We start from the raw sequence: 19,078 nt of genomic DNA on the forward strand, positions 1-19,078 counted from the left end.
CCGCCGTATTCCGCTACTCCTGCCCCGGACCGCCGGACGGATCACGCCCGGCCGCGACGTTCACGCGTCCACCGGAGCCGCCGCCGGTGCGCCCGCACATGCCGAAGGGGCGCACCCGGTGGCCGGGGCGCCCCTTCGGCGGGGTGTGCGGTCAGCCGAGGCCGGGGCCGCGGACCGGGATGCTGGTGAAGGTCGGGGCCGGGGCGGGCTCGGTGAAGAAGTCGTTGCCCTTGTCGTCGACCACGACGAACGCGGGGAAGTCCTCGACCTCGATGCGCCAGACCGCCTCCATGCCGAGCTCCTCGTACTCGACGACCTCGACCTTCTTGATGCAGTCCTGCGCGAGGCGCGCGGCGGGGCCGCCGATCGAGCCGAGGTAGAAGCCGCCGTGCGCGTCGCAGGCGTCAGTGACCTGCTTGGAGCGGTTGCCCTTGGCGAGCATCACCTTGGAGCCGCCCGCCGCCTGGAACTGCGCGACGTAGCTGTCCATGCGGCCGGCCGTCGTCGGGCCGAAGGAGCCGGAGGCGTAGCCCTCGGGGGTCTTCGCCGGGCCCGCGTAGTAGACCGGGTGGTCCTTGAGGTACTGCGGCATCTCCTCGCCCGCGTCGAGCCGCTCCTTGATCTTGGCGTGCGCGATGTCGCGCGCCACGACCAGCGGGCCGGTCAGCGAGAGCCGGGTCTTGACCGGGTACTTGGTCAGCTCGGCGAGGATGTCGTCCATCGGCCGGTTGAGGTCGATCCGTACGACGTCACCCGCCTCGTCGAGGTGCTCGTCCGTGGTGTCCGGGAGGAAGCGCGCCGGGTCCTTCTCCAGCTGCTCCAGGAAGACGCCCTCGGCGGTGATCTTCGCGGTGGCCTGGCGGTCGGCCGAGCACGACACGGCGATGGCGACGGGCAGCGAGGCGCCGTGCCGGGGGAGGCGGACCACGCGCACGTCGTGGCAGAAGTACTTCCCGCCGAACTGGGCGCCGATGCCGATCTTCTGCGTCAGCTCGAAGACCTTCTCCTCCAGCTCCTTGTCCCGGAAGCCGTGGCCGGTCGGGGAGCCCTCGGCGGGCAGCTCGTCGAGGTAGTGCGCGGAGGCGTACTTCGCGGTCTTCAGCGCGAACTCGGCGGACGTGCCGCCGACGACGATCGCCAGGTGGTACGGCGGGCAGGCCGCCGTGCCCAGGGAGCGGATCTTCTCCTCCAGGAACTTCATCATGGAGGCCTCGTTGAGGACCGCCTTGGTCTCCTGGAAGAGGAACGACTTGTTGGCCGAGCCGCCGCCCTTGGCCATGAAGAGGAACTTGTACGCGCCGCCGTCCGTCGCGTACAGCTCGATCTGGGCCGGGAGGTTCGAGCCGGTGTTCTTCTCGTCCCACATGTTCAGCGGGGCCATCTGCGAGTAACGCAGGTTGAGCTTCGTGTACGCGTCGAAGATGCCGTGCGACAGGGCCTCCTCGTCACCGCCCTCGGTCAGGACGTTCTGCCCGCGCTTGCCCATGACGATCGCCGTACCGGTGTCCTGGCACATCGGCAGGACACCCGCGGCGGCGATGTTCGCGTTCTTCAGGAGGTCCAGCGCGACGAACTTGTCGTTCGACGACGCCTCGGGGTCGTCCACGATGCGGCGCAGCTGCGCCAGGTGGGCGGGCCGCAGATAGTGCGAGATGTCGTGCATGGCCTCGGCGGCGAGGGTGCGCAGGGCCTCCGGAGCCACCTTGAGGAACGTACGGCCGTCGGCCTCGAAGGTCGAGACGCCGTCGGCGGTCACCAGCCGGTACGGCGTGGTGTCCTCTCCCAGGGGGAGCAGATCGGAGTACGCAAACTCTGGCATTACGGCCATTCCTCACTCGGCGACAGCGGCTGACCACCCTTGGGCAGCGCATCAACCAGGGTAGAACGCCGTCGGCGCGCCGAGCCTGTGAGGTAGGGCTCACCCCGGAACGCTTGCTCCCGCACGGCGGATTCACATGCGGCGGATGCCGTGCGGGGCCGGAGAGGTGCTGTCGCGATCTATCGCGTTTCGGTACGCTGTCCCGGTGGACCTCGAGAAGCAGCCCCAGCAGCCCGTCGCTCCGGCCGGTCCCGCGCCCGCCGGGATCCGCGCATCCGACGCGGACCGCGACCGGATCGCGGACATCCTGCGGGACGCCATGGCGGAGGGCCGGCTGACGGCCGAGGAGCACTCCGAGCGGGTCGACCTGGTCTACCGGGCCAAGACCGTCGGCGAGCTCGAGCCACTGGTCCAGGACCTGCCGGTGACGGGCGGCGCCGCCCGCCCGGCCGCCTCGCCCTACGGTTACGGCCCCGAGGCGGCGACCGGGCCCGCCGAGAATCTGGTGGCGGTCTTCAGCAGCTCCACCCGCAGGGGCCGTTGGCGTGTCGGCGGGCGTACGAACGCCTTCTCGCTCTTCGGCAGCGTGGAGATCGACCTGACCGAGGCGCTGTTCGGCCAGCGTCTGACGGTCATCAACGCGACGTCCATCTTCGGCAGTGTCGAGATCAAGGTCCCCGAGAACATCTCGCTGCGCGGCAGCGGAACGGGCATTTTCGGCAATTTCGAGGTCGACACGCTGGAATCCACCGACCCCGAGGCGCCGGTGGTCGTCGTGAACGGCTACTCCGTATTCGGGAACGTCGAGGCAAAGCCCAAGCGTGGCAAGCTCATCACCAACCTCCAACGGCAGTTGCGCAAACACCTCGGCCACTGAGGCCGCAGCACCGCGAATTCCGGCCAGCGGGCGACGTGATGGCGTTGCGGGGGGCCGGAAGGCGGCGCCACTCAGTGCATAGGCGTGCGTACAGCGGGTAGGGAGAGCTGCATCGCCTCTCGCTCACGAAGTCGAAGCCGTCGTCAGGAGTGGACCGTGCTGCACATGCCGCATCAGCCCCTGCAGGTCGCCGCCGTGCCGTCCCAGCGCACACCCGCGCGGGAGGACCAGGCGGGGCCCTGGCACTCGGAGGCTGTGTGCCGCCGGGACGAAGCCGGGCTGTTCTTCGCCCCGTCGAAGGAGCCGACCGCTGCCCGGCTCGCCCGTGAGGAGGCCGCGAAACAGGTCTGTGCGAGGTGCCCGGTGATGGTGGAGTGCCGGGAGCACGCGCTCCTGCAGCCCGAGCCCTACGGGGTGTGGGGCGGCCTCACCGCCGCCGAACGCCGCGTGGTGCTCGCCCGGCGCCGCAGGCGCGACATGGAGCTCAAGGCCGCGGCCCCGACGGGACGCATAGCCGGCTGAGGTCCGCGCGCACGGAGGGGGGCCGCCCGGCCGGGCGGCCCCCCTCCGTGCGCGTCGGGGCTACTTCGCGCGGTCGAAGTCGATCGCGCTGTAGGCGCGCAGCTTCGACAGCCGGTGCGTCGAGTCGATCCTGCGGATCGTGCCCGACTTGGACCGCATCACCAGGGACTCCGTGCCGGCCGTCTCTCCGCGGTACCGCACACCGCGCAGGAGTTCGCCGTCGGTGATCCCCGTGGCGACGAAGAAGACGTTGTCCCCGCTGACGAGGTCGTCCGTCGACAGGACCCGGTCCAGGTCGTGGCCGGCGTCCAGGGCCCGCTGCCGCTCGGCCTCGTCCTTGGGCCAGAGCTTGCCCTGGATGACACCGCCCAGGCACTTTATGGCGCAGGCCGAGATGATGCCCTCCGGGGTGCCGCCGATGCCCATGAGCAGGTCGACGCCGGTCCCCTCGCGGGCCGCCATGATCGACCCGGCGACGTCGCCGTCGGAGATGAACTTGATCCGGGCGCCGGTCTCCCGGATCTCCCTGACCACGTTCTCGTGCCGGGGCCGGTCCAGGATGACGACGGTGACGTCCTCCGGGGCCGAGCTCTTGGCCTTCGCGACGCGCCGGATGTTCACGGACACGGGAGCGTTGATGTCGACGAAGTCGGCGGCCTCGGGGCCGGTGACCAGCTTGTCCATGTAGAAGACGGCGGAAGGGTCGAACATCGCGCCGCGGTCCGCGGCGGCCAGTACGGCGATCGCGTTGGGCATGCCCTTCGCGTTGAGCGTGGTGCCGTCGATCGGGTCGACGGCGATGTCGACCTCGGCTCCGGTGCCGTCGCCGACGCGCTCGCCGTTGAACAGCATGGGGGCTTCGTCCTTCTCGCCTTCACCGATGACGACGATGCCGTTCATCGACACCGTGGAGACGAGCGTGCGCATGGCTTTGACCGCGGCGCCGTCGGCGCCGATCTTGTCGCCGCGGCCGACCCAGCGCCCGGCGGCCATGGCGGCGGCCTCGGTGACCCGCACCAACTCCAGGGCCAGGTTGCGGTCGGGGGCCTCGGGGGAGACCTCGAGCTGGGACGGCAGATGATGCTCGGACATCGGAGCGCACCTTTCTGTACGACGACGACCGGAAAAGAGGGTGCTGTGACTCTATCGGTAGGTCGATAAAATGAGCAGAGCGGGTCACGTATGAGCGGGTGCCCGCTGGCCGGACGCCCGGCGGCCCATGCCACCATTGAGTCCGTGGCAAGCAAGCGAGGCAAGCAGACCGTCCGGGACATGATCCTGTCGATGCTCGTGATCACCGCAGTGGCGGGCGTCGTCTACATCTTCATCCCGCACGACGACAAGGCCGACCCCCTCAAGGCGGTCGACTACCGGGTCGAGCTCGCGACGGCCCGTCGCGCCGCGCCGTACCCCGTGGCCGCCCCGGCAGGGCTGCCCGGAGACTGGAAGCCGACCTCCGTCTCGTACGAGGGGCAGAACGGCTCGGGATGGCACCTCGGTTTCCTCGACCCGGACGAGAAGTACGTGGCCGTCGAGCAGTCGACGACCCCGGCGAAGAAGTACGTCCCCGAGGTCAGCCGGGACGCCGAGAACACCGGGCGCACGCGCGAGGTCTCGGGCCGGGACTGGGAGATCTGGGACGGGCCGAAGTACGACGCGCTGGTGCTGCACGCCGAGGGTGTGACGACGGTGGTCACCGGCTCGGCCCCCGCGGACCGGCTCGCGGAGATGGCCGCCGCGCTGAAGACGGCCCCCGCCGCCTCCGGCGCTCCCGCCGCTTCCTGACTGCCCCGTACCACCGGAAGAGCCCCACGACGCCGAGCGTCGTGGGGCTCTTCCGGTGGTACGGTCCGCTGTTCCCAGGAGGCCGGCCGCCTCCGGGGAGGGGATCAGACAGTCGTGATGACCTCGTCGTAGGACAGACGCGGCAGACGCGGGAACCAGGCGTCCTCGCCCGGCTTGCCGATGTTGACGGCCATGATCAGCTTGTGGTCGCCGTCCAGGAACTCCTTCTCGATGCCCGCGGCGTCGAAGCCGGTCATCGGGCCGGCGGCCAGGCCGGCGGCGCGGACGCCGATGATGAAGTAGGCGGCCTGCAGCGTGGCGTTGAGCGCGGCCGACTGCTCGCGGACCGGGCGCTCGGAGAAGAACGCGTCCTTGGCCTGCGGGAAGTGCGGCAGGAGTGCCGGGAGTTCCTCGTGGAACTCGTGGTCCGCCACCAGCAGCGCGACCAGCGGGGCGGCGGAGGTCTTCGGCCGGTTGCCCTCGGCCATGTGCTTCACGAGGCGCTCGCGGCCCTCCGGCGTACGGACCAGGACGACGCGCAGCGGCGACTGGTTGAAGGCCGTGGGGCCGTACTTGACCAGGTCGTAGATCGCCTGGACCTGCTCGTCGGTCACCGGCTCGTCGGTGAACGTGTTGGCAGTGCGGGCCTCACGGAAGAGGAGGTCCTGGGCGGCGGGGTCAAGAACGAGGGACATCTGGAGCGTTACCTTCCGGGCAGTACGGGTCAAGCGACACGATCACCGTAACCGAGGGATAGATTAAAGTTCAACTAAATCTGTCCCGGAGTGATCCACCGCACAGCGACCCCCGAAGCGCTGCCGGAACGTCTACTCCGTGTCGCCACCGGCCTCCGAGGGCTCCTCGGGGCGTGCCAGCGCCGCGTCCAGCCGGGCCCGCGCACCCTCCAGCCAGTGCCGGCACACCTTCGCCAGCTCCTCGCCGCGCTCCCACAGGGCCAGCGACTCCTCCAGCGTCGTGCCGCCCGCCTCCAGGCGGCGTACGACCTCGATCAGCTCGTCCCGCGCCTGCTCGTACCCGAGCGTGCCCGTCGCGGCAGCCGTCGTCGTCCCGTCGTCCGTCATGCCGACCACCCTATGCGCGGGGTCGGACAAACCCGGCCGCTCACTCCGCGACCCGTACGGTGAACTCGCCCTCGGAGACCCGCGCCCGCAGCTCCTCGCCCGGCGCCCCGGCATCCGCGGGGGAGCGCACCACATGGCCGTCCGGCCGCTGCAGCACCGCGTATCCCCGCTCCAGCGTCGCCGCCGGCGAGAGCGCCACGACCCGGGCCCGGGTGTGCGCGAGCTCCGAGTCGGCGCGGTCCAGCAGGTGCCCGAGGACCCTGCGGCTCCGCCCCACCAGTGCGTCGACCTCCGCTTCCCGCTCGTCCACCATCCGCTGCGGCCGCTCCATGGAGGACCTGCCCAGCGCATGCGCCAGCCCCCGCTCCTCCCGGTCGATCAGCCCCCGCACGGTCCGCAGCGCCCGGTCCCGGAGCTGCTGGACACGGTCGAGCTCCTCACCCACGTCCGGCACGACCTTCTTCGCCGCGTCCGTCGGCGTCGACGCCCGCACATCGGCCACCAGGTCGAGCAGGGGGGAGTCAGGTTCGTGACCGATCGCGGAGACCACCGGTGTGCGGCACGCCGCCACCGCCCGGATCAGCGCCTCGTCGGAGAACGGCAGCAGGTCCTCGACGCTGCCGCCACCACGGGCGACCACGATCACGTCGACCTCGGGCAGCCCGTCCAGCTCATGGACCGCCTGGACCACCTGGTTCACGGCGTGCACACCCTGCACCGCGGTGTTGCGCACCTCGAAGCGCACCGCCGGCCAGCGCCGCCTGGCGTTCTCCAGCACATCGCGCTCCGCCGCCGACGCCCGTCCTGAGACCAGGCCGATCAGCTGCGGCAGGAAGGGCAGCGGCTTCTTCCGGTCCAGGGCGAAGAGCCCCTCGGAGGCCAGCGACTTCTTCAGCTGCTCCAGCCGCACCAGCAGCTCGCCGATGCCCACCGGCCGTATCTCCGTGGCCCGCAGGGACAGCTGCCCGCGCGGGGCGTACCACTCGGGCTTGGCGAGGACGACCACCCGCGCGCCCTCCGTCACCACATCGGCGATCCGGTCGAAGACCTGCCGGAAGCAGGTCACGCTCACCGAGATGTCGTGGGAGGGGTCGCGCAGCGTCAGGAACACGACCCCGGCGCCGGGCCGGCGTGACAGCTGGGTGATCTGCCCCTCGACCCAGACGGCACCGAGCCGGTCGATCCAGCCGCCGATCAGCCGGGACACGTCGCCGACGGGCAGCGGGGCTTCCGGGGACGTAGTGAGAGCCATACGGGCGAGCGTATCGGCCGGTACGGACAATCAGGCCGCCCGCCGCCCCCACTGCACCGCGAGGACCACCAGTCCGATCCCCAGCCAGCACACCCCCACCAGCTGGGCGCTCGTCGTCGCCTCCAGGATCACCGCGACCAGCACACCCGCGCCCACCACCGGCACCACGATGTGGCGCCACCAGCTCGGCGGCCCTTCCATCCGGCGTACGGCGAACCAGCCGACCACCGACGCGTGCAGCAGCACGAACGCGGTGAGCGCGCCCACGTTCACGACCGACACCAGGTGGTCGAGGCCGTCGTCGCGCCGGGCCGCCCACACCGCCGCCACCAGCGTCACGACCGCGGCGCACGCGACCGCGACACGCGGCACCCCGGACCGGCTGTCGACCCGGGACAGGAACGACGGCAGCCGCCCCTCCCGCCCCATCGCGAACACCAGCCGGCCGGCCGCCGCCTGCCCCGCCAGCGCCGCGAAAGCCGCGCCGATCGCCTTGCTGACGGCCACCAGATCATGCAGCCAGGAGCCGACCGAGGCGTCCACCGCGTCGTAGAACGCGGACCCCTGCTTCACCGGATCCGCGGCCAGCTCCGCCGAGCTCACCGGTTCCAGCAGCGCCGCCAGATACGACTGGGCCACGAACAGCGCCCCGGCGAGCACCAGGCAGAACAGGACCGCCCGCGCCACCTTCGCCGAACCCCCCGTCACCTCCTCGGCGAACGAGGCGATCGCGTCGAACCCCAGATAGGACAGCACCGCGACGGACACCGCGCCCAGCACCGCCGTCATCGAGAACCCGGTGTCCCCGGTGAGCGGCGTCAGCCAGCCGCGCTGCGCCCCGTCCCTGGCCAGCACCACCACCGCCGACACCACGAACACCAGCAGCACCACGATCTCCATGGCGAGCACCGCGAAGCCCACCCGGGCCGCCGCCCGTACGCCCCACAGGTTGAGCAGCGTCGTCACCACGACCGCGATCGCCGTCCACACCCACCGCGACACCTCGGGGACCAGCGCGTTCATCGCGATCCCGGAGAAGAGATAGGCGACGGCCGGGATGAGCAGGTAGTCGAGCATCGCCATCCAGCCGGCGATGAACCCCGGCCCCTCCCCGAGCCCCTTGCGGGCGTACGCGAAGACCGACCCGGCGAGCGGGGCCACGCGCACCATCTGGGCGTAGCTGAACGCGGTGAAGGCCATCACCACCGTCGCCACGAGATACACCAGCGCCACGGCACCGTCGGACCTGGCGTCCAGGGTGCCGAAGACTCCGACCGGGGCCATGGGTGCGATGAACAGCAGCCCGTAGACCACCAGGTCCCGGAACCCGAGTGTCCGCCGCAGCTTTCCCTCTTCCGCGCTGCTCCCCGCCATGAACCCTCCGTCGCTGGTTGCGTACGCATCAGTCTCGCGACCCCACCGACCCGGCGCCTGTTCGGTACGGCCTTACGATGGGACGCATGACTGCTTCTCCTGCCCGCCGTGTCCTGCTCGCAGCGCCCCGTGGCTACTGCGCGGGCGTGGACCGCGCCGTGATCGCCGTCGAGAAAGCACTGGAGCAGTACGGTGCCCCGGTCTACGTCCGTCACGAGATCGTGCACAACAAGTACGTCGTGCAGACCCTCGAGAAGAAGGGCGCGATCTTCGTCGACGTGACCGCGGAGGTGCCCGAGGGCTCCATCGTGATGTTCTCCGCACACGGGGTCGCCCCGACCGTCCACGCCGAGGCCGCCGAGCGCAAGCTCGCCACGATCGACGCGACCTGCCCGCTGGTCACCAAGGTCCACAAGGAAGCCGTCCGCTACGCCAAGGAGGACTACGACATCCTCCTGATCGGCCACGAGGGCCACGAGGAAGTCATCGGCACGAGCGGCGAGGCCCCCGACCACATCACGCTGGTCGACGGCCCCGACGACGTGGCGAACGTCGAGGTCCGCGACGAGTCGAAGGTCGTCTGGCTCTCCCAGACCACGCTCTCCGTCGACGAGACGATGGAGACCGTCGGCGCGCTCAAGCAGAAGTTCCCGAACCTCCTCTCCCCGCCTAGCGACGACATCTGCTACGCCACGCAGAACCGCCAGATCGCGGTGAAGAAGCTGGCCGAGGACGCCGAGCTGGTCATCGTCGTCGGCTCGAAGAACTCCTCCAACTCGATCCGCATGGTCGAGGTCGCCCTGGACGCCGGCGCCCCCGCCGCCCACCTCGTGGACTTCGCCGCCGAGATCGACGAGGCGTGGCTGGAGGGCGTCACCACCGTCGGACTCACCTCCGGCGCCTCGGTGCCCGACGTCCTCGTCGACGGCGTGCTGGAGTGGCTGGGCGAGCGGGGTTACGCGGACGTGGAGACGGTGAAGACGGCCGACGAGTCGATCACCTTCTCGCTGCCCAAGGAGCTCCGGCGCGACCTGCGGGCCGAGGCAGCCGCGCTCTCCGCGAAGTGACCGGGGCGCGCCCGGCTGCAGGCCGGGCGCCCCGGGTACACCCGCCGGATCGCCCTTCCGGGGAGTGATCCTCGCCACCTGCCCGTACCGTGGATCACATGGAGATCTTCGGTGTGGATATCGGCGGTTCGGGGATCAAGGGTGCGCCCGTTGACCTGGACCGCGGAGAACTGGCGCAGGAGCGCCACAAGGTACTGACACCTCACCCGGCCACGCCCGAGAGCGTGGCCGACGGTGTGGCCGAGGTCGTCGGCCATTTCGACTGGCGGGGGCCGGTCGGCATCACGTTCCCCGGAGTCGTCACCGGCGGCATCACCAGGACCGCGGCCAACGTGGACAAGGGCTGGGTCGACAAGGACGCCCGGGCGCTGCTCAGTGACCGTATCGGGCAGTCCGTCACGATCCTCAACGACGCCGACGCGGCGGGTGTCGCCGAGATGACGTTCGGGGCGGGCCGCGACCGCAAGGGCACGGTCATCATGCTGACCCTCGGTACGGGCATCGGCAGCGCGGTCTTCACCGACGGGCAGCTCGTCCCCAACACGGAGCTCGGCCACCTGGAACTGCACGGCCACGACGCGGAGAAGCGCGCATCCACGAAGGCCAAGGAGGACGAGGACCTCAGCTGGCACCACTGGGCGCACCGGGTGCAGAAATACCTGGTCCACGTGGAGATGCTGTTCTCGCCCGAGCTCTTCATCATCGGCGGGGGCGTCAGCCGTAAGGCGGAGAAGTTCCTGCCGCTCATCGAACACGTACGGGCCGAGATGGTCCCGGCCCAGCTGCAGAACAACGCGGGCATCGTCGGAGCGGCCATGGCGGCCGCCGGCAAGTAGCTTCTAGGCGCGGGGGCGGCGGGCCGCCCGGTCGGCCCTGACCAGGTGCCGCTGCCGCTCCCGCATCTGCCGGATCTTCCGTACGGAGGCGATGAGACCCGCGATGAGCGTGCCCCCGTACAGCCAGCCCGCCTGGACGGCGAGCGCGGTCACGACGGCCATCGCCTGTCCGCCGAAGCCGCCCGTGCCCCCGGCGACGGGGACCACGCCGACCGCGAAGGCGATGGGCACGATGATCGGGGCGGTCACCAGGTCGGCGGGCCGCACCCAGAGGGCGGTCAGGGCGCTGACGGGCAGGAAGAGCAGCCCGTACACGAGCTCCGAACCGCCGAAGAGCAGCCGGCCGACGCAGGCCAGCAGGAACATCGTCAGGGCCGCGAAGAGACCGGCGCCGATGCCGGTCAGCCGGGGGTTGGGGAATCTGCGCAGCGCCAGGACCACGGGCGGGGCCCCGCGCCGGGGCCCTGGGCCCGGGCCGGCCGCCGGCGCCGGGGCGACCGCAACCGCCACCGGATAACCGGCCGCACCCGTCACCTCGCCGAGGCCGCCGGGCGGTGCCGGCCGGCCCTGCGGGGACTGGGTGCGCTGCGGGGTACGTGTCCTGTGCTGCTCCACCCCGACAACCTAGGACGCCGGGTGCACTCTTTCGGGCGTTGGACACGCGCTTTGGGTGACCTTGGCGTTGCGTTCGATACCGCACGGCCGAAACATGACCGTTCGGCCCTGGACCGGCTCCCGGCGGGCCCTTCCCCGATCCCCGTCCCCGCACCCGTGACGGGCCGACCGGCCCCGCCCGTAAACTGGAGAATCGGTCCACCCCCGGCCCGCCCGCACAGCCCCTCTCCTCACTTCAGGAAGTCGCCAAAGTGTCGCTCACGATCGGAATCGTCGGCCTGCCGAATGTCGGCAAGTCGACCCTTTTCAACGCCCTGACCAAGAACGACGTGCTGGCGGCCAACTACCCGTTCGCCACCATCGAGCCGAACGTCGGCGTCGTGGGCGTCCCCGACCCGCGCCTGAACAAGCTCGCCGAGATCTTCAGCTCGCAGAAGCTGCTCCCCGCCACGGTCGACTTCGTCGACATCGCGGGCATCGTGCGGGGCGCGAGCGAGGGCGAGGGCCTGGGCAACAAGTTCCTCGCGAACATCCGCGAGTCCGATGCGATCTGCCAGGTCATCCGCGCCTTCAAGGACGAGAACGTCGTCCACGTCGACGGCAAGGTCTCGCCCAAGGACGACATCGAGACGATCAACACCGAGCTGATCCTCGCCGACCTCCAGTCCGTCGAGAAGGCCGTCCCGCGCCTGACGAAGGAGGCCCGCCTCCAGAAGGACAAGGTCGCGGTCCTCGCCGCGGTCGAGGACGCCCAGAAGATCCTCGAGGCGGGCGACACGCTCTTCTCCCAGGGCATCACGGCCGGCACCGAGAAGGGCCGCCTGCTCCACGAGCTGCACCTGCTCACGACGAAGCCCTTCCTGTACGTGTTCAACGTCGACGAGGACGAGCTCGTCGACGAGGACTTCAAGAACGAGCAGCGCGCCCTGGTCGCCCCGGCGGAGGCCATCTTCCTCAACGCCAAGATCGAGTCCGAGCTGATCGAGCTCGACGACGACGAGGCCCTCGAACTCCTCCAGTCCATGGGCCAGGAGGAGCCCGGCCTGGCCACCCTCGGCCGCGTCGGCTTCGACACCCTGGGCCTCCAGACCTACCTCACGGCAGGCCCGAAGGAAGCCCGCGCCTGGACGATCAAGAAGGGCGCCACGGCTCCGGAGGCGGCCGGTGTGATCCACACCGACTTCCAGAAGGGCTTCATCAAGGCGGAGATCGTCTCCTTCGACGACCTCGTCGAGACGGGCTCGGTCGCGGAGGCCCGCTCCAAGGGCAAGGCGCGCATGGAGGGCAAGGACTACGTGATGCAGGACGGCGACGTCGTGGAGTTCCGCTTCAACGTCTAATACGTTCGGCCAAAGGCCGTCTGACCTGCGACGGAGCGGGTTGGGCGGCCTTTGCGGTCCGCACGGAGTCCGCAGCGTGCTGACTTCGGTCAGCGCGCGGGGGAGCGGCTATGCCGCTTCGTCGACCTGCGGCTGGGTATCGGCGGACTGGTCCGCGTACGCCTTGTCGACGGCAGCCCGGGTCCGCTCCTCGGAGTCGGGCCACAGGTGGGTGTAGATGTTCAGCGTCATGGCCGCGTTGGTGTGGCCGAGGCGCTCGGAGACCGTCTTCACGGACTCGCCGTGCTTGATCAGCAGGCTGGCGTAATGGTGCCGGAGGGCGTCGTGGGGTCCGGTGCCCTTCGGTATGCCGGCCTTCGCGCAGGCGGGCCGCCAGGATCCGTCCATGAAGTGCGTGTAGACCACGGGCCCGCCCTGCGGCGCCGTGAAGATCCAGCTCTCGGGCCCATCGGCGGGGAAGTCCCGCAGGTGGGCCTTCATCGCATCCACCGCTATGCGGGGGAGCGGGACCGTGCGGTGTGATCGAGCGGTCTTGGGCGGGCAGACGTACACGCCGTGCTTGGCGGTCTGCTGGACCTGCTGCTCGACCGAGACGGTGGCGTGCAGCAGGTCCACGTGCCGGAGCTGGAGGCCGAAGAGTTCGCCGGGGCGGAGCCCCGTGCATGCGCCCAGCAGGACCAGGCCCCTGTAGCGGCCGGGTATCTCCTCGGCCAGCGTCCGCACCTGCTCGACGGCCAGGGGTACGACCTTTTTCCTCGGGACTGAGGGCAGCTTCGCGTCGGTGCAGGGGTTGTGCGGAATCATGCGGTCGCGGACTGCTGCCCGGAAGACGGCGTTGACCGTGTTGAAGACGGTGCGTGAGGTGCTCGCGGCGAGCTTGTGGGTGGTTGTCAGGCTGGTGATCCAACTCTGCACGTCACCGGGCTTGATCGCGCCGAGTGCTCGCTTCTCCCAGACGGGGAAGGCGTAGCAACGCAGGTGCTGGGCTACGGCCTTGGCCGTCGACGGCCGGTGCGGCTGGCTGGCCCGCCACTCCTCCGCGTACTCCTTGAAGGGCTTCTTCGCCGAACGCGGGTCGACGTACTGCCCGGTGACCACGCTGGTCGTGACCTCGTCGAGCCAGCGCTGGGCGTCGATCTTGCGGTCGAAGTGGCGGGCGTGTTCCTTGCCGTCGAGATCGCGGTAGCGGGCACGCCATTTGCCGTTGGGTCGCTTCTGGATGTTCGCCAAGTGGCTTCTCCTTCGTGCTGGCTGTCAGTAGTGGCCGCCGTCCTCGATGTCGCTGGTGAGGGTGCGAGCGTCCCGCTCGTCGCCCATGAGGCGGAGGCACTGCTCGTTGATCGCGCGTGAGCTGTCGGGGTGTGCCTTGATGTGGTCGGCGACGGCGACCACGGCGCGGTGCAGGCGGTCGCGGGCGTCGCGAGTTTCGTAGAACGCTTCGACGGCTTCCTGGACGAGTCGTCGGCTGTCGATGTCGAGCCCTTCCAAGGGCGGTGACATGAGCTCTTCGAGGGGCAGTTCGAAGACGCGGGAGAAGGCGAGCGCCTCGTCGAGGTTGATCCGACGGCGGGGTGAGCACCGCGTCCAGCAAGCGGCACAGAACAGCTTCCACCTCATGGACCAGCTCTTGGCGGACGGCACGGCTCATGGTTCCTGATGTCTCCACCGGTTCCGACAGCCGCGGACTGATCGCCTACCTCTTCGGCCCCGGCCGCCGCGACGAGCACACCAACCCTCACATCGTCGCCGCCTGGGACATGGCCGGCGCCCCGGACCCCGGCCGCGACCCAGCAGCCACCTACTCCCAGCTCGCCAGGCGACTCGACCACCACGTCGACCTCCGCACCCGCGAGCTCGGCGGCAAGAAGCCACCACAGCACGTCTGGCACTGCCCGGTCCGCACCGCCCCCGGCGACCGCTACCTCACCGACACCGAATGGGCTGAAGTCGCCCGCCGCGTCGTGCACGCCACGGGCATCGCCCCCGACGGCGACGAGAAGGCATGCCGATGGATCGCGGTACGCCACGCCGACGACCACATCCACATCATGGCCACCACCGTCCGCGCCGACGGACGCCGCCCACGCACCCACCAGGACGGCCGACGGGCCCAGGCGGAGTGCCGCAGGATCGAGACCGAGTTCGGACTGCGCCGCCTGAAGTCCGGCGACCTCACCGCGCCTCGAACCCCCACCGGCGCCGAACGCGCCAAGGCCGAGCGCCAGGGCCAGACCGTGACGGCACGGCAGTGGCTGCGCGAGCGGGCGTACGCGGTCGCAGCCGCCGTACACACCGAGGCCGACTACTTCACCGTTCTGCAGTCCCTCGGCATCAAGGTCAAGACGCGTCTCGGCCCCGAGAGCGGCGACGTGATCGGCTACAGCGTCGCCGCACCCAGCGACACGAACAGTGCTGGCGAACCGGTCTGGTACGGCGGCTCGAAGCTCGCACCTGACCTATCGATCAACCGCCTCCGCGAACGCCTCCCCGACCAGGAGATAGCCGACCGCCCCAGGTTCGCGGGAGACCCTGCCGGGCCGTGGGAGCACGCCGTCACCGCGATTCAGACGGCGCACACCGCCCTCGACTCCGACGACGATGCCACCGCCCAGGCCCACCTCGCCGCCTTCGGCGAGGCCCTCTACAACATCGCCAGCGCCACACCCGGCCCACACCGCGCAGAGCTACGCGCCGCCGCCTCGGCCTTCAACCGCGCCCGCCGATCCGCTACCCGCGCCGACCACCAAGCAGCCCACGCCCTGCGCCAAGCCGCCAAGGAACTTGCCTACGCCTCCAACGAACCCGGCGGACTCGCCATCGCCCTGCTCTTCGCCACCGTGCACCTGGCCCGCGCCGCCGCCAAGTGGCACGAGCAGCGCGGCCACCAACAGCAAGCCGCAGCAGCCGACGAAGCCTTCCGCCACCTCCAGGCTGGCTACCAGCAGGCCGCCGCACTCGTCCTGGCAGACCTGACCCGCCGCACACCACGGGCCGGGACCGCCCGCCGCTTCGAGCAGGACCTCCGCGCGGCCCTCCCCGACCACGCCGACCGCATCATGGCCGACCCCTCCTGGCCTGCGCTGACCACCACCCTCGCCCGCGCCGAGACCGACGGCCACAACTCCCGACACCTCCTAGCCGAAGTGAGTTCCCAGCGGGACCTCGACAGCGCCGAGAACCCCGCCGAGGTCCTCAACTGGCGCATCACCGCGCAGCCGAACAAACGGGCGCAAGCCGCCCGCGGGCGACGCACCATCAGCGGCGCCTCGTGCGTCTCCACCACACTGCACCCTCCGGCAATACCGATGGCTATGAGGCCCGCCGAACGCGGTCAGCGCCGCTGACTCCGGTCAGATGCCCTCGCTGTCCGTCGCGGCGAGGGCATCTGACCTTCTGTCCCAGACTCGCGCCAGGCTCCTTCGACCTAGCTCGAAGGGACGGGCGGAACAGGCCGCATGGTAAGCAGCTGCCCCGGCCTCTCCTAGCCAGAAGCCCGATGAAGGGACTGGCTTGGGGGAGACCGACGCAACCACCCCAGCGCGTGACGTTGCCAGGGGGCTCCCGCGCCCGAGGGGGTGACTCCGCGGAGGATCTCACCGCGGAGGCGGAGGGCTTCACGACAGGTCGTCGTCCACGAGCTGCTGCATTCACAATTCCGCCGCAACACTATGCAGTTCGAGGTTATGATGACCGCCCTCGCACCCAACTGCGTGACGTCAATTGCCAAAGCCAGCAGTGCCTCGACAGTTTGGGGCACCGAACGGGCAGGGGTATCGCTCGTGACCACCGTTGATGAACAGATCAAGAGTGCGGATGAGGCAATCTGCCGGAATATCGCGTCGCTCACCGACCAGCGGGCACTGCTCTCACAGAATGTCCTCGCCCAGCTCCGCAATCTAGTCGAGGGGGTTTCGGTACGTCTTCATACTGGCCGGTCTGACGCCGAGTTCAACTACGCGGCCGTAGAGCCCGGACTCGCCTTCGCTAAATCCAAGGCAAAGCTCAATTTCCTCGGAAAATTCCACAAGCTCATCCAGATGAGCGCCTCCCACTACACCCTGGACGGGGATGCCTCCGAGCGGCTGATGCTCAAGTACTACGAGTATCTCCATCGCATCCGCAGCCTACTCAAGGACAGCTGCGGGATCGCAGCATTGACGAATCTCGAGGCATTCCCGGTCGACCTCGATCCATCACTGCGAGAGTATCACGAGAAAATCGCCGCGAGGATCGATTTGGTTCGTCCGACACCTACGTCGGACGCCGGGGCACGAAGCCGGTACTACATCCACAAGACACGCCCATTCTTCGTCGGAGGTCGAATCTTCTATGAGGTCACCTTCTATCGAGCTGTCAATAAGGTGAGCAAGTTTGACCGCATCATCGCCTTCACCGAAATCGACATGACCGACGAGTACGCGGCGATGCTTTCGCTCCAAAGCGACTCGATCGAGGTGCTCGGTCAGTCGATGCCGATCACGATCATCCGTGAGTGGGAAGTTTCCATCCGTCCGTGCGAGTTCAAGAACTTCGCTCGCCTTCTGGATATCGACATAACTGTTCGGACTAACTCTCCGGAGTACCGCTACCTGATGCATGGGCTGACCGCGAGTTCGGGCAACTTGCTCGACTTGATTGACATGCCCGACGACGAGTACGCGAGGGCGAAGACAACAGGTACGGCTGGCGCTAGCCAGCCGCAGATTTTCTCCATGCTGGATGAAGCACGCCGCATCGTGAGGTCAGCAACTCCGGGCCACAACGTAATCCGTTATCTAATGCTGCGGATGTACAACCAGGTTCTGAAGCCGCAGTATTCCTGGCAAGAATGCGGCCGTCTCTCCGGGATGAAACTCCAGTTTGGCTGCATTCCGTTCGACACTATGCCGCTCTGCACCTCACTGCCGGGACACAATCCGAGGTATTGGGATCTTGTTGAGAGCGTCGGCATGACCGGGCGAAGCCATGAACTACTCGCTCGGCGTGTGAAAAACAACGTGGATCGTCACGGAATTCTCTACACTCCTGAGGCCGATCTCGTGGAGCTCGGAGATGTCAACGAATTGATCTCTACCTACAACAAAAAGCTCTACTATAAGCACAGAGATCGCCGACTCGTCCTGGATAAAGGACACGTCTTTATCTGTGGGTACGAGGACGATACCGTCGCCATCGTCGAGAAGCTCCAGGAGCGTGCATCGTCCGGAATCGACGGTTACAGCCAAGCCGTCGATCATTGGCTCGATGAGACACTTCGCGGAATGGACGACGAGGGTAAGAAGGATGCGCTCAGAAGGTTGTTCAGCCAGTCGCGCGTGGCGTTGATCTACGGCGCGGCCGGCACTGGAAAGTCAACGATGGTGGACCACATCGCGAAATACTTCAACGACAAGGAGAAACTCTTTCTCGCGCACACCAACCCGGCGATCGACAACCTCAAGCGAAAGGTGAATGCGCAGAACTCAACTTTCCGGACGATCAGTAGCCAGATCTACAGAAGCGCCATGGATCCGGAGTGCGACCTCCTCGTCATCGATGAGTGCAGCACAGTCAGCAACACTGACCTTCTCAAGGTGCTGGAGAAGACGTCCTTCAAGTTGCTCGTGCTCGTGGGCGACGTCTACCAGATTGAGTCGATCCAGTTCGGAAATTGGTTCGGCATCATTCGATCCTTCATCCCGGTCGCGTCAGTATTCGAACTAACAACACCCTTCAGAACAAAAAACGAATCACTCCTAGGCTTTTGGGATAAGGTACGGAACACTAACGATGACATCGCCGAGGTGATGGCTCGCAACGGATACTCGACCGTGCTCGACAAGACACTGTTCGAAGCCCAGCGCGACGACGAGATCATCTTGTGTCTGAACTATGATGGCTTGTACGGCATCAATAACATCAACCGCTTTCTCCAGAGCAGCAACCCTGGTGCAGCGACCGCTTGGCGCGTCTCCACGTATAAGGTCGGCGATCCGGTTCTCTTTAACGAGACTGAGCGATTCCGGCCTCTGATCTACAACAACCTGAAGGGCCGAATTGTCGATATCGAGCGCTTCCCTGGGCGGATCCAGTTCGACGTCGAACTCGACCGAACGGTAAGCGAGTTCGACGTTGACGGTGAGGAACTGGAGTGGATGGGGGACGCGACCGTGCGATTCTCTGTCTACGACTACGACATCAGCGACGAGGACGATGACTCACTGAACACCACCGTGCCGTTTCAGGTGGCCTATGCAGTTTCGATCCACAAGGCACAGGGTCTCGAGTACGACTCCGTCAAGATCGTCATCACCGACGCCAACGAGAATGACATCACACATAGCATCTTCTATACGGCCGTCACTCGGGCGCGTGAGCGTCTGCGGATCTTCTGGACGCCAGAGACGCAACAAGCCGTTCTCAAGGGGCTCCAGCGGAGCTTCAACCCGAAGGATGTCGCTCTTCTATCTAGCCGTCGTGGCCTTACTCCGGTCGCTGGAACTCGACGATCCGCCTGACCGTTCGGTGTG

Annotated in this window: 16 protein-coding genes and 1 pseudogene; 8 read left to right on the top strand and 9 right to left on the bottom strand. The window is 68.2% G+C overall.

Annotation, left to right across the window (positions count from 1 at the left end):
- Positions 1–151: 151 nt before the first annotated feature.
- Positions 152–1,819 carry a fumarate hydratase gene (locus ACIQM3_RS03905; RefSeq protein ID WP_401618349.1) on the bottom strand — a complete coding sequence of 556 codons (1,668 nt, stop codon included), beginning with the start codon at positions 1,817–1,819 and terminating at the stop codon, positions 152–154.
- Positions 1,820–2,024: 205 nt separating this feature from the next.
- On the opposite strand from ACIQM3_RS03905, the gene ACIQM3_RS03910 reads away from it, so the two are divergent.
- Together ACIQM3_RS03910 and ACIQM3_RS03915 are read left to right on the top strand one after the other, a co-directional pair.
- Positions 2,025–2,696 (top strand): DUF1707 domain-containing protein, encoded by a 672-nt coding sequence (locus ACIQM3_RS03910; protein WP_401618351.1) that lies wholly within the window; start codon positions 2,025–2,027, stop codon positions 2,694–2,696.
- A 156-nt stretch (positions 2,697–2,852) separates the two neighbouring features.
- Positions 2,853–3,218 carry a WhiB family transcriptional regulator gene (locus ACIQM3_RS03915; RefSeq protein WP_401618354.1) on the top strand — a complete coding sequence of 122 codons (366 nt, stop codon included), beginning with the start codon at positions 2,853–2,855 and terminating at the stop codon, positions 3,216–3,218.
- Positions 3,219–3,278: 60 nt separating this feature from the next.
- Here ACIQM3_RS03915 and glpX read toward each other — a convergent pair whose 3' ends face one another.
- The gene (gene glpX / locus ACIQM3_RS03920; RefSeq protein WP_401618357.1) at positions 3,279–4,310 is read right to left on the bottom strand and encodes a class II fructose-bisphosphatase; all 1,032 of its coding nucleotides are present in this window, start codon (positions 4,308–4,310) and stop codon (positions 3,279–3,281) included.
- Between the two features lie 144 nt (positions 4,311–4,454).
- Here glpX and ACIQM3_RS03925 point away from each other — a divergent pair, with 144 nt between their 5' ends.
- A complete protein-coding gene (locus ACIQM3_RS03925; protein ID WP_401618360.1) occupies positions 4,455–5,003 on the top strand; it encodes a DUF4245 domain-containing protein in 549 nt (182 codons plus the stop codon).
- A 104-nt stretch (positions 5,004–5,107) separates the two neighbouring features.
- Here the strand turns inward: ACIQM3_RS03925 and ACIQM3_RS03930 are convergent, their stop codons facing one another.
- The 4 genes from ACIQM3_RS03930 to ACIQM3_RS03945 all read right to left on the bottom strand — a co-directional run bounded on the left by ACIQM3_RS03930 (position 5,108) and on the right by ACIQM3_RS03945 (position 8,711).
- Complete coding sequence (locus ACIQM3_RS03930; RefSeq protein ID WP_393764470.1) at positions 5,108–5,698, bottom strand: malonic semialdehyde reductase; 591 nt, start codon at positions 5,696–5,698, stop codon at positions 5,108–5,110.
- A 132-nt stretch (positions 5,699–5,830) separates the two neighbouring features.
- Positions 5,831–6,085, bottom strand: a complete 255-nt coding sequence (locus tag ACIQM3_RS03935) for an exodeoxyribonuclease VII small subunit (RefSeq protein WP_401618363.1) — start codon at positions 6,083–6,085, stop codon at positions 5,831–5,833.
- 40 nt (positions 6,086–6,125) lie between these two features.
- On the bottom strand, positions 6,126–7,337 hold the full coding sequence (gene xseA / locus ACIQM3_RS03940; protein ID WP_401618366.1) for an exodeoxyribonuclease VII large subunit: 1,212 nt from the start codon (positions 7,335–7,337) through the stop codon (positions 6,126–6,128).
- Between the two features lie 30 nt (positions 7,338–7,367).
- Positions 7,368–8,711: an APC family permease gene (locus ACIQM3_RS03945; protein ID WP_401618369.1), complete on the bottom strand. Its 1,344-nt coding sequence runs from the start codon at positions 8,709–8,711 to the stop codon at positions 7,368–7,370.
- A gap of 77 nt (positions 8,712–8,788) precedes the next feature.
- Here ACIQM3_RS03945 and ACIQM3_RS03950 point away from each other — a divergent pair, with 77 nt between their 5' ends.
- Positions 8,789–9,778, top strand: a complete 990-nt coding sequence (locus tag ACIQM3_RS03950) for a 4-hydroxy-3-methylbut-2-enyl diphosphate reductase (RefSeq protein ID WP_401618372.1) — start codon at positions 8,789–8,791, stop codon at positions 9,776–9,778.
- A 98-nt stretch (positions 9,779–9,876) separates the two neighbouring features.
- Positions 9,877–10,614, top strand: coding sequence for a polyphosphate--glucose phosphotransferase (ppgK, locus tag ACIQM3_RS03955; protein WP_401618375.1), 738 nt, complete (start codon positions 9,877–9,879; stop codon positions 10,612–10,614).
- A gap of 3 nt (positions 10,615–10,617) precedes the next feature.
- Here ppgK and ACIQM3_RS03960 read toward each other — a convergent pair whose 3' ends face one another.
- Positions 10,618–11,229, bottom strand: a complete 612-nt coding sequence (locus tag ACIQM3_RS03960) for a DUF6542 domain-containing protein (RefSeq protein WP_401618378.1) — start codon at positions 11,227–11,229, stop codon at positions 10,618–10,620.
- A gap of 251 nt (positions 11,230–11,480) precedes the next feature.
- On the opposite strand from ACIQM3_RS03960, the gene ychF reads away from it, so the two are divergent.
- Positions 11,481–12,569, top strand: a complete 1,089-nt coding sequence (ychF, locus tag ACIQM3_RS03965; RefSeq protein WP_401618381.1) for a redox-regulated ATPase YchF — start codon at positions 11,481–11,483, stop codon at positions 12,567–12,569.
- 108 nt (positions 12,570–12,677) lie between these two features.
- On the opposite strand, the gene ACIQM3_RS03970 is transcribed toward ychF, so the two are convergent.
- Both ACIQM3_RS03970 and ACIQM3_RS03975 read right to left on the bottom strand, forming a co-directional pair.
- A complete protein-coding gene (locus tag ACIQM3_RS03970) occupies positions 12,678–13,799 on the bottom strand; it encodes a tyrosine-type recombinase/integrase (protein WP_401618384.1) in 1,122 nt (373 codons plus the stop codon).
- Positions 13,800–13,823: 24 nt separating this feature from the next.
- Positions 13,824–14,144, bottom strand: a pseudogene (locus ACIQM3_RS03975) (XRE family transcriptional regulator); the annotation flags it as partial.
- Positions 14,145–14,215: 71 nt separating this feature from the next.
- On the opposite strand from ACIQM3_RS03975, the gene ACIQM3_RS03980 reads away from it, so the two are divergent.
- Together ACIQM3_RS03980 and ACIQM3_RS03985 are read left to right on the top strand one after the other, a co-directional pair.
- Positions 14,216–15,913 (top strand): relaxase/mobilization nuclease domain-containing protein, encoded by a 1,698-nt coding sequence (locus ACIQM3_RS03980; RefSeq protein WP_401618387.1) that lies wholly within the window; start codon positions 14,216–14,218, stop codon positions 15,911–15,913.
- 324 nt (positions 15,914–16,237) lie between these two features.
- On the top strand, positions 16,238–19,066 hold the full coding sequence (locus ACIQM3_RS03985; protein ID WP_401618390.1) for an ATP-dependent RecD-like DNA helicase: 2,829 nt from the start codon (positions 16,238–16,240) through the stop codon (positions 19,064–19,066).
- Positions 19,067–19,078 lie beyond the last annotated feature (12 nt).

It is taken from the genome of Streptomyces sp. NPDC091271 (assembly GCF_044757505.1).
Classification (GTDB): domain Bacteria; phylum Actinomycetota; class Actinomycetes; order Streptomycetales; family Streptomycetaceae; genus Streptomyces.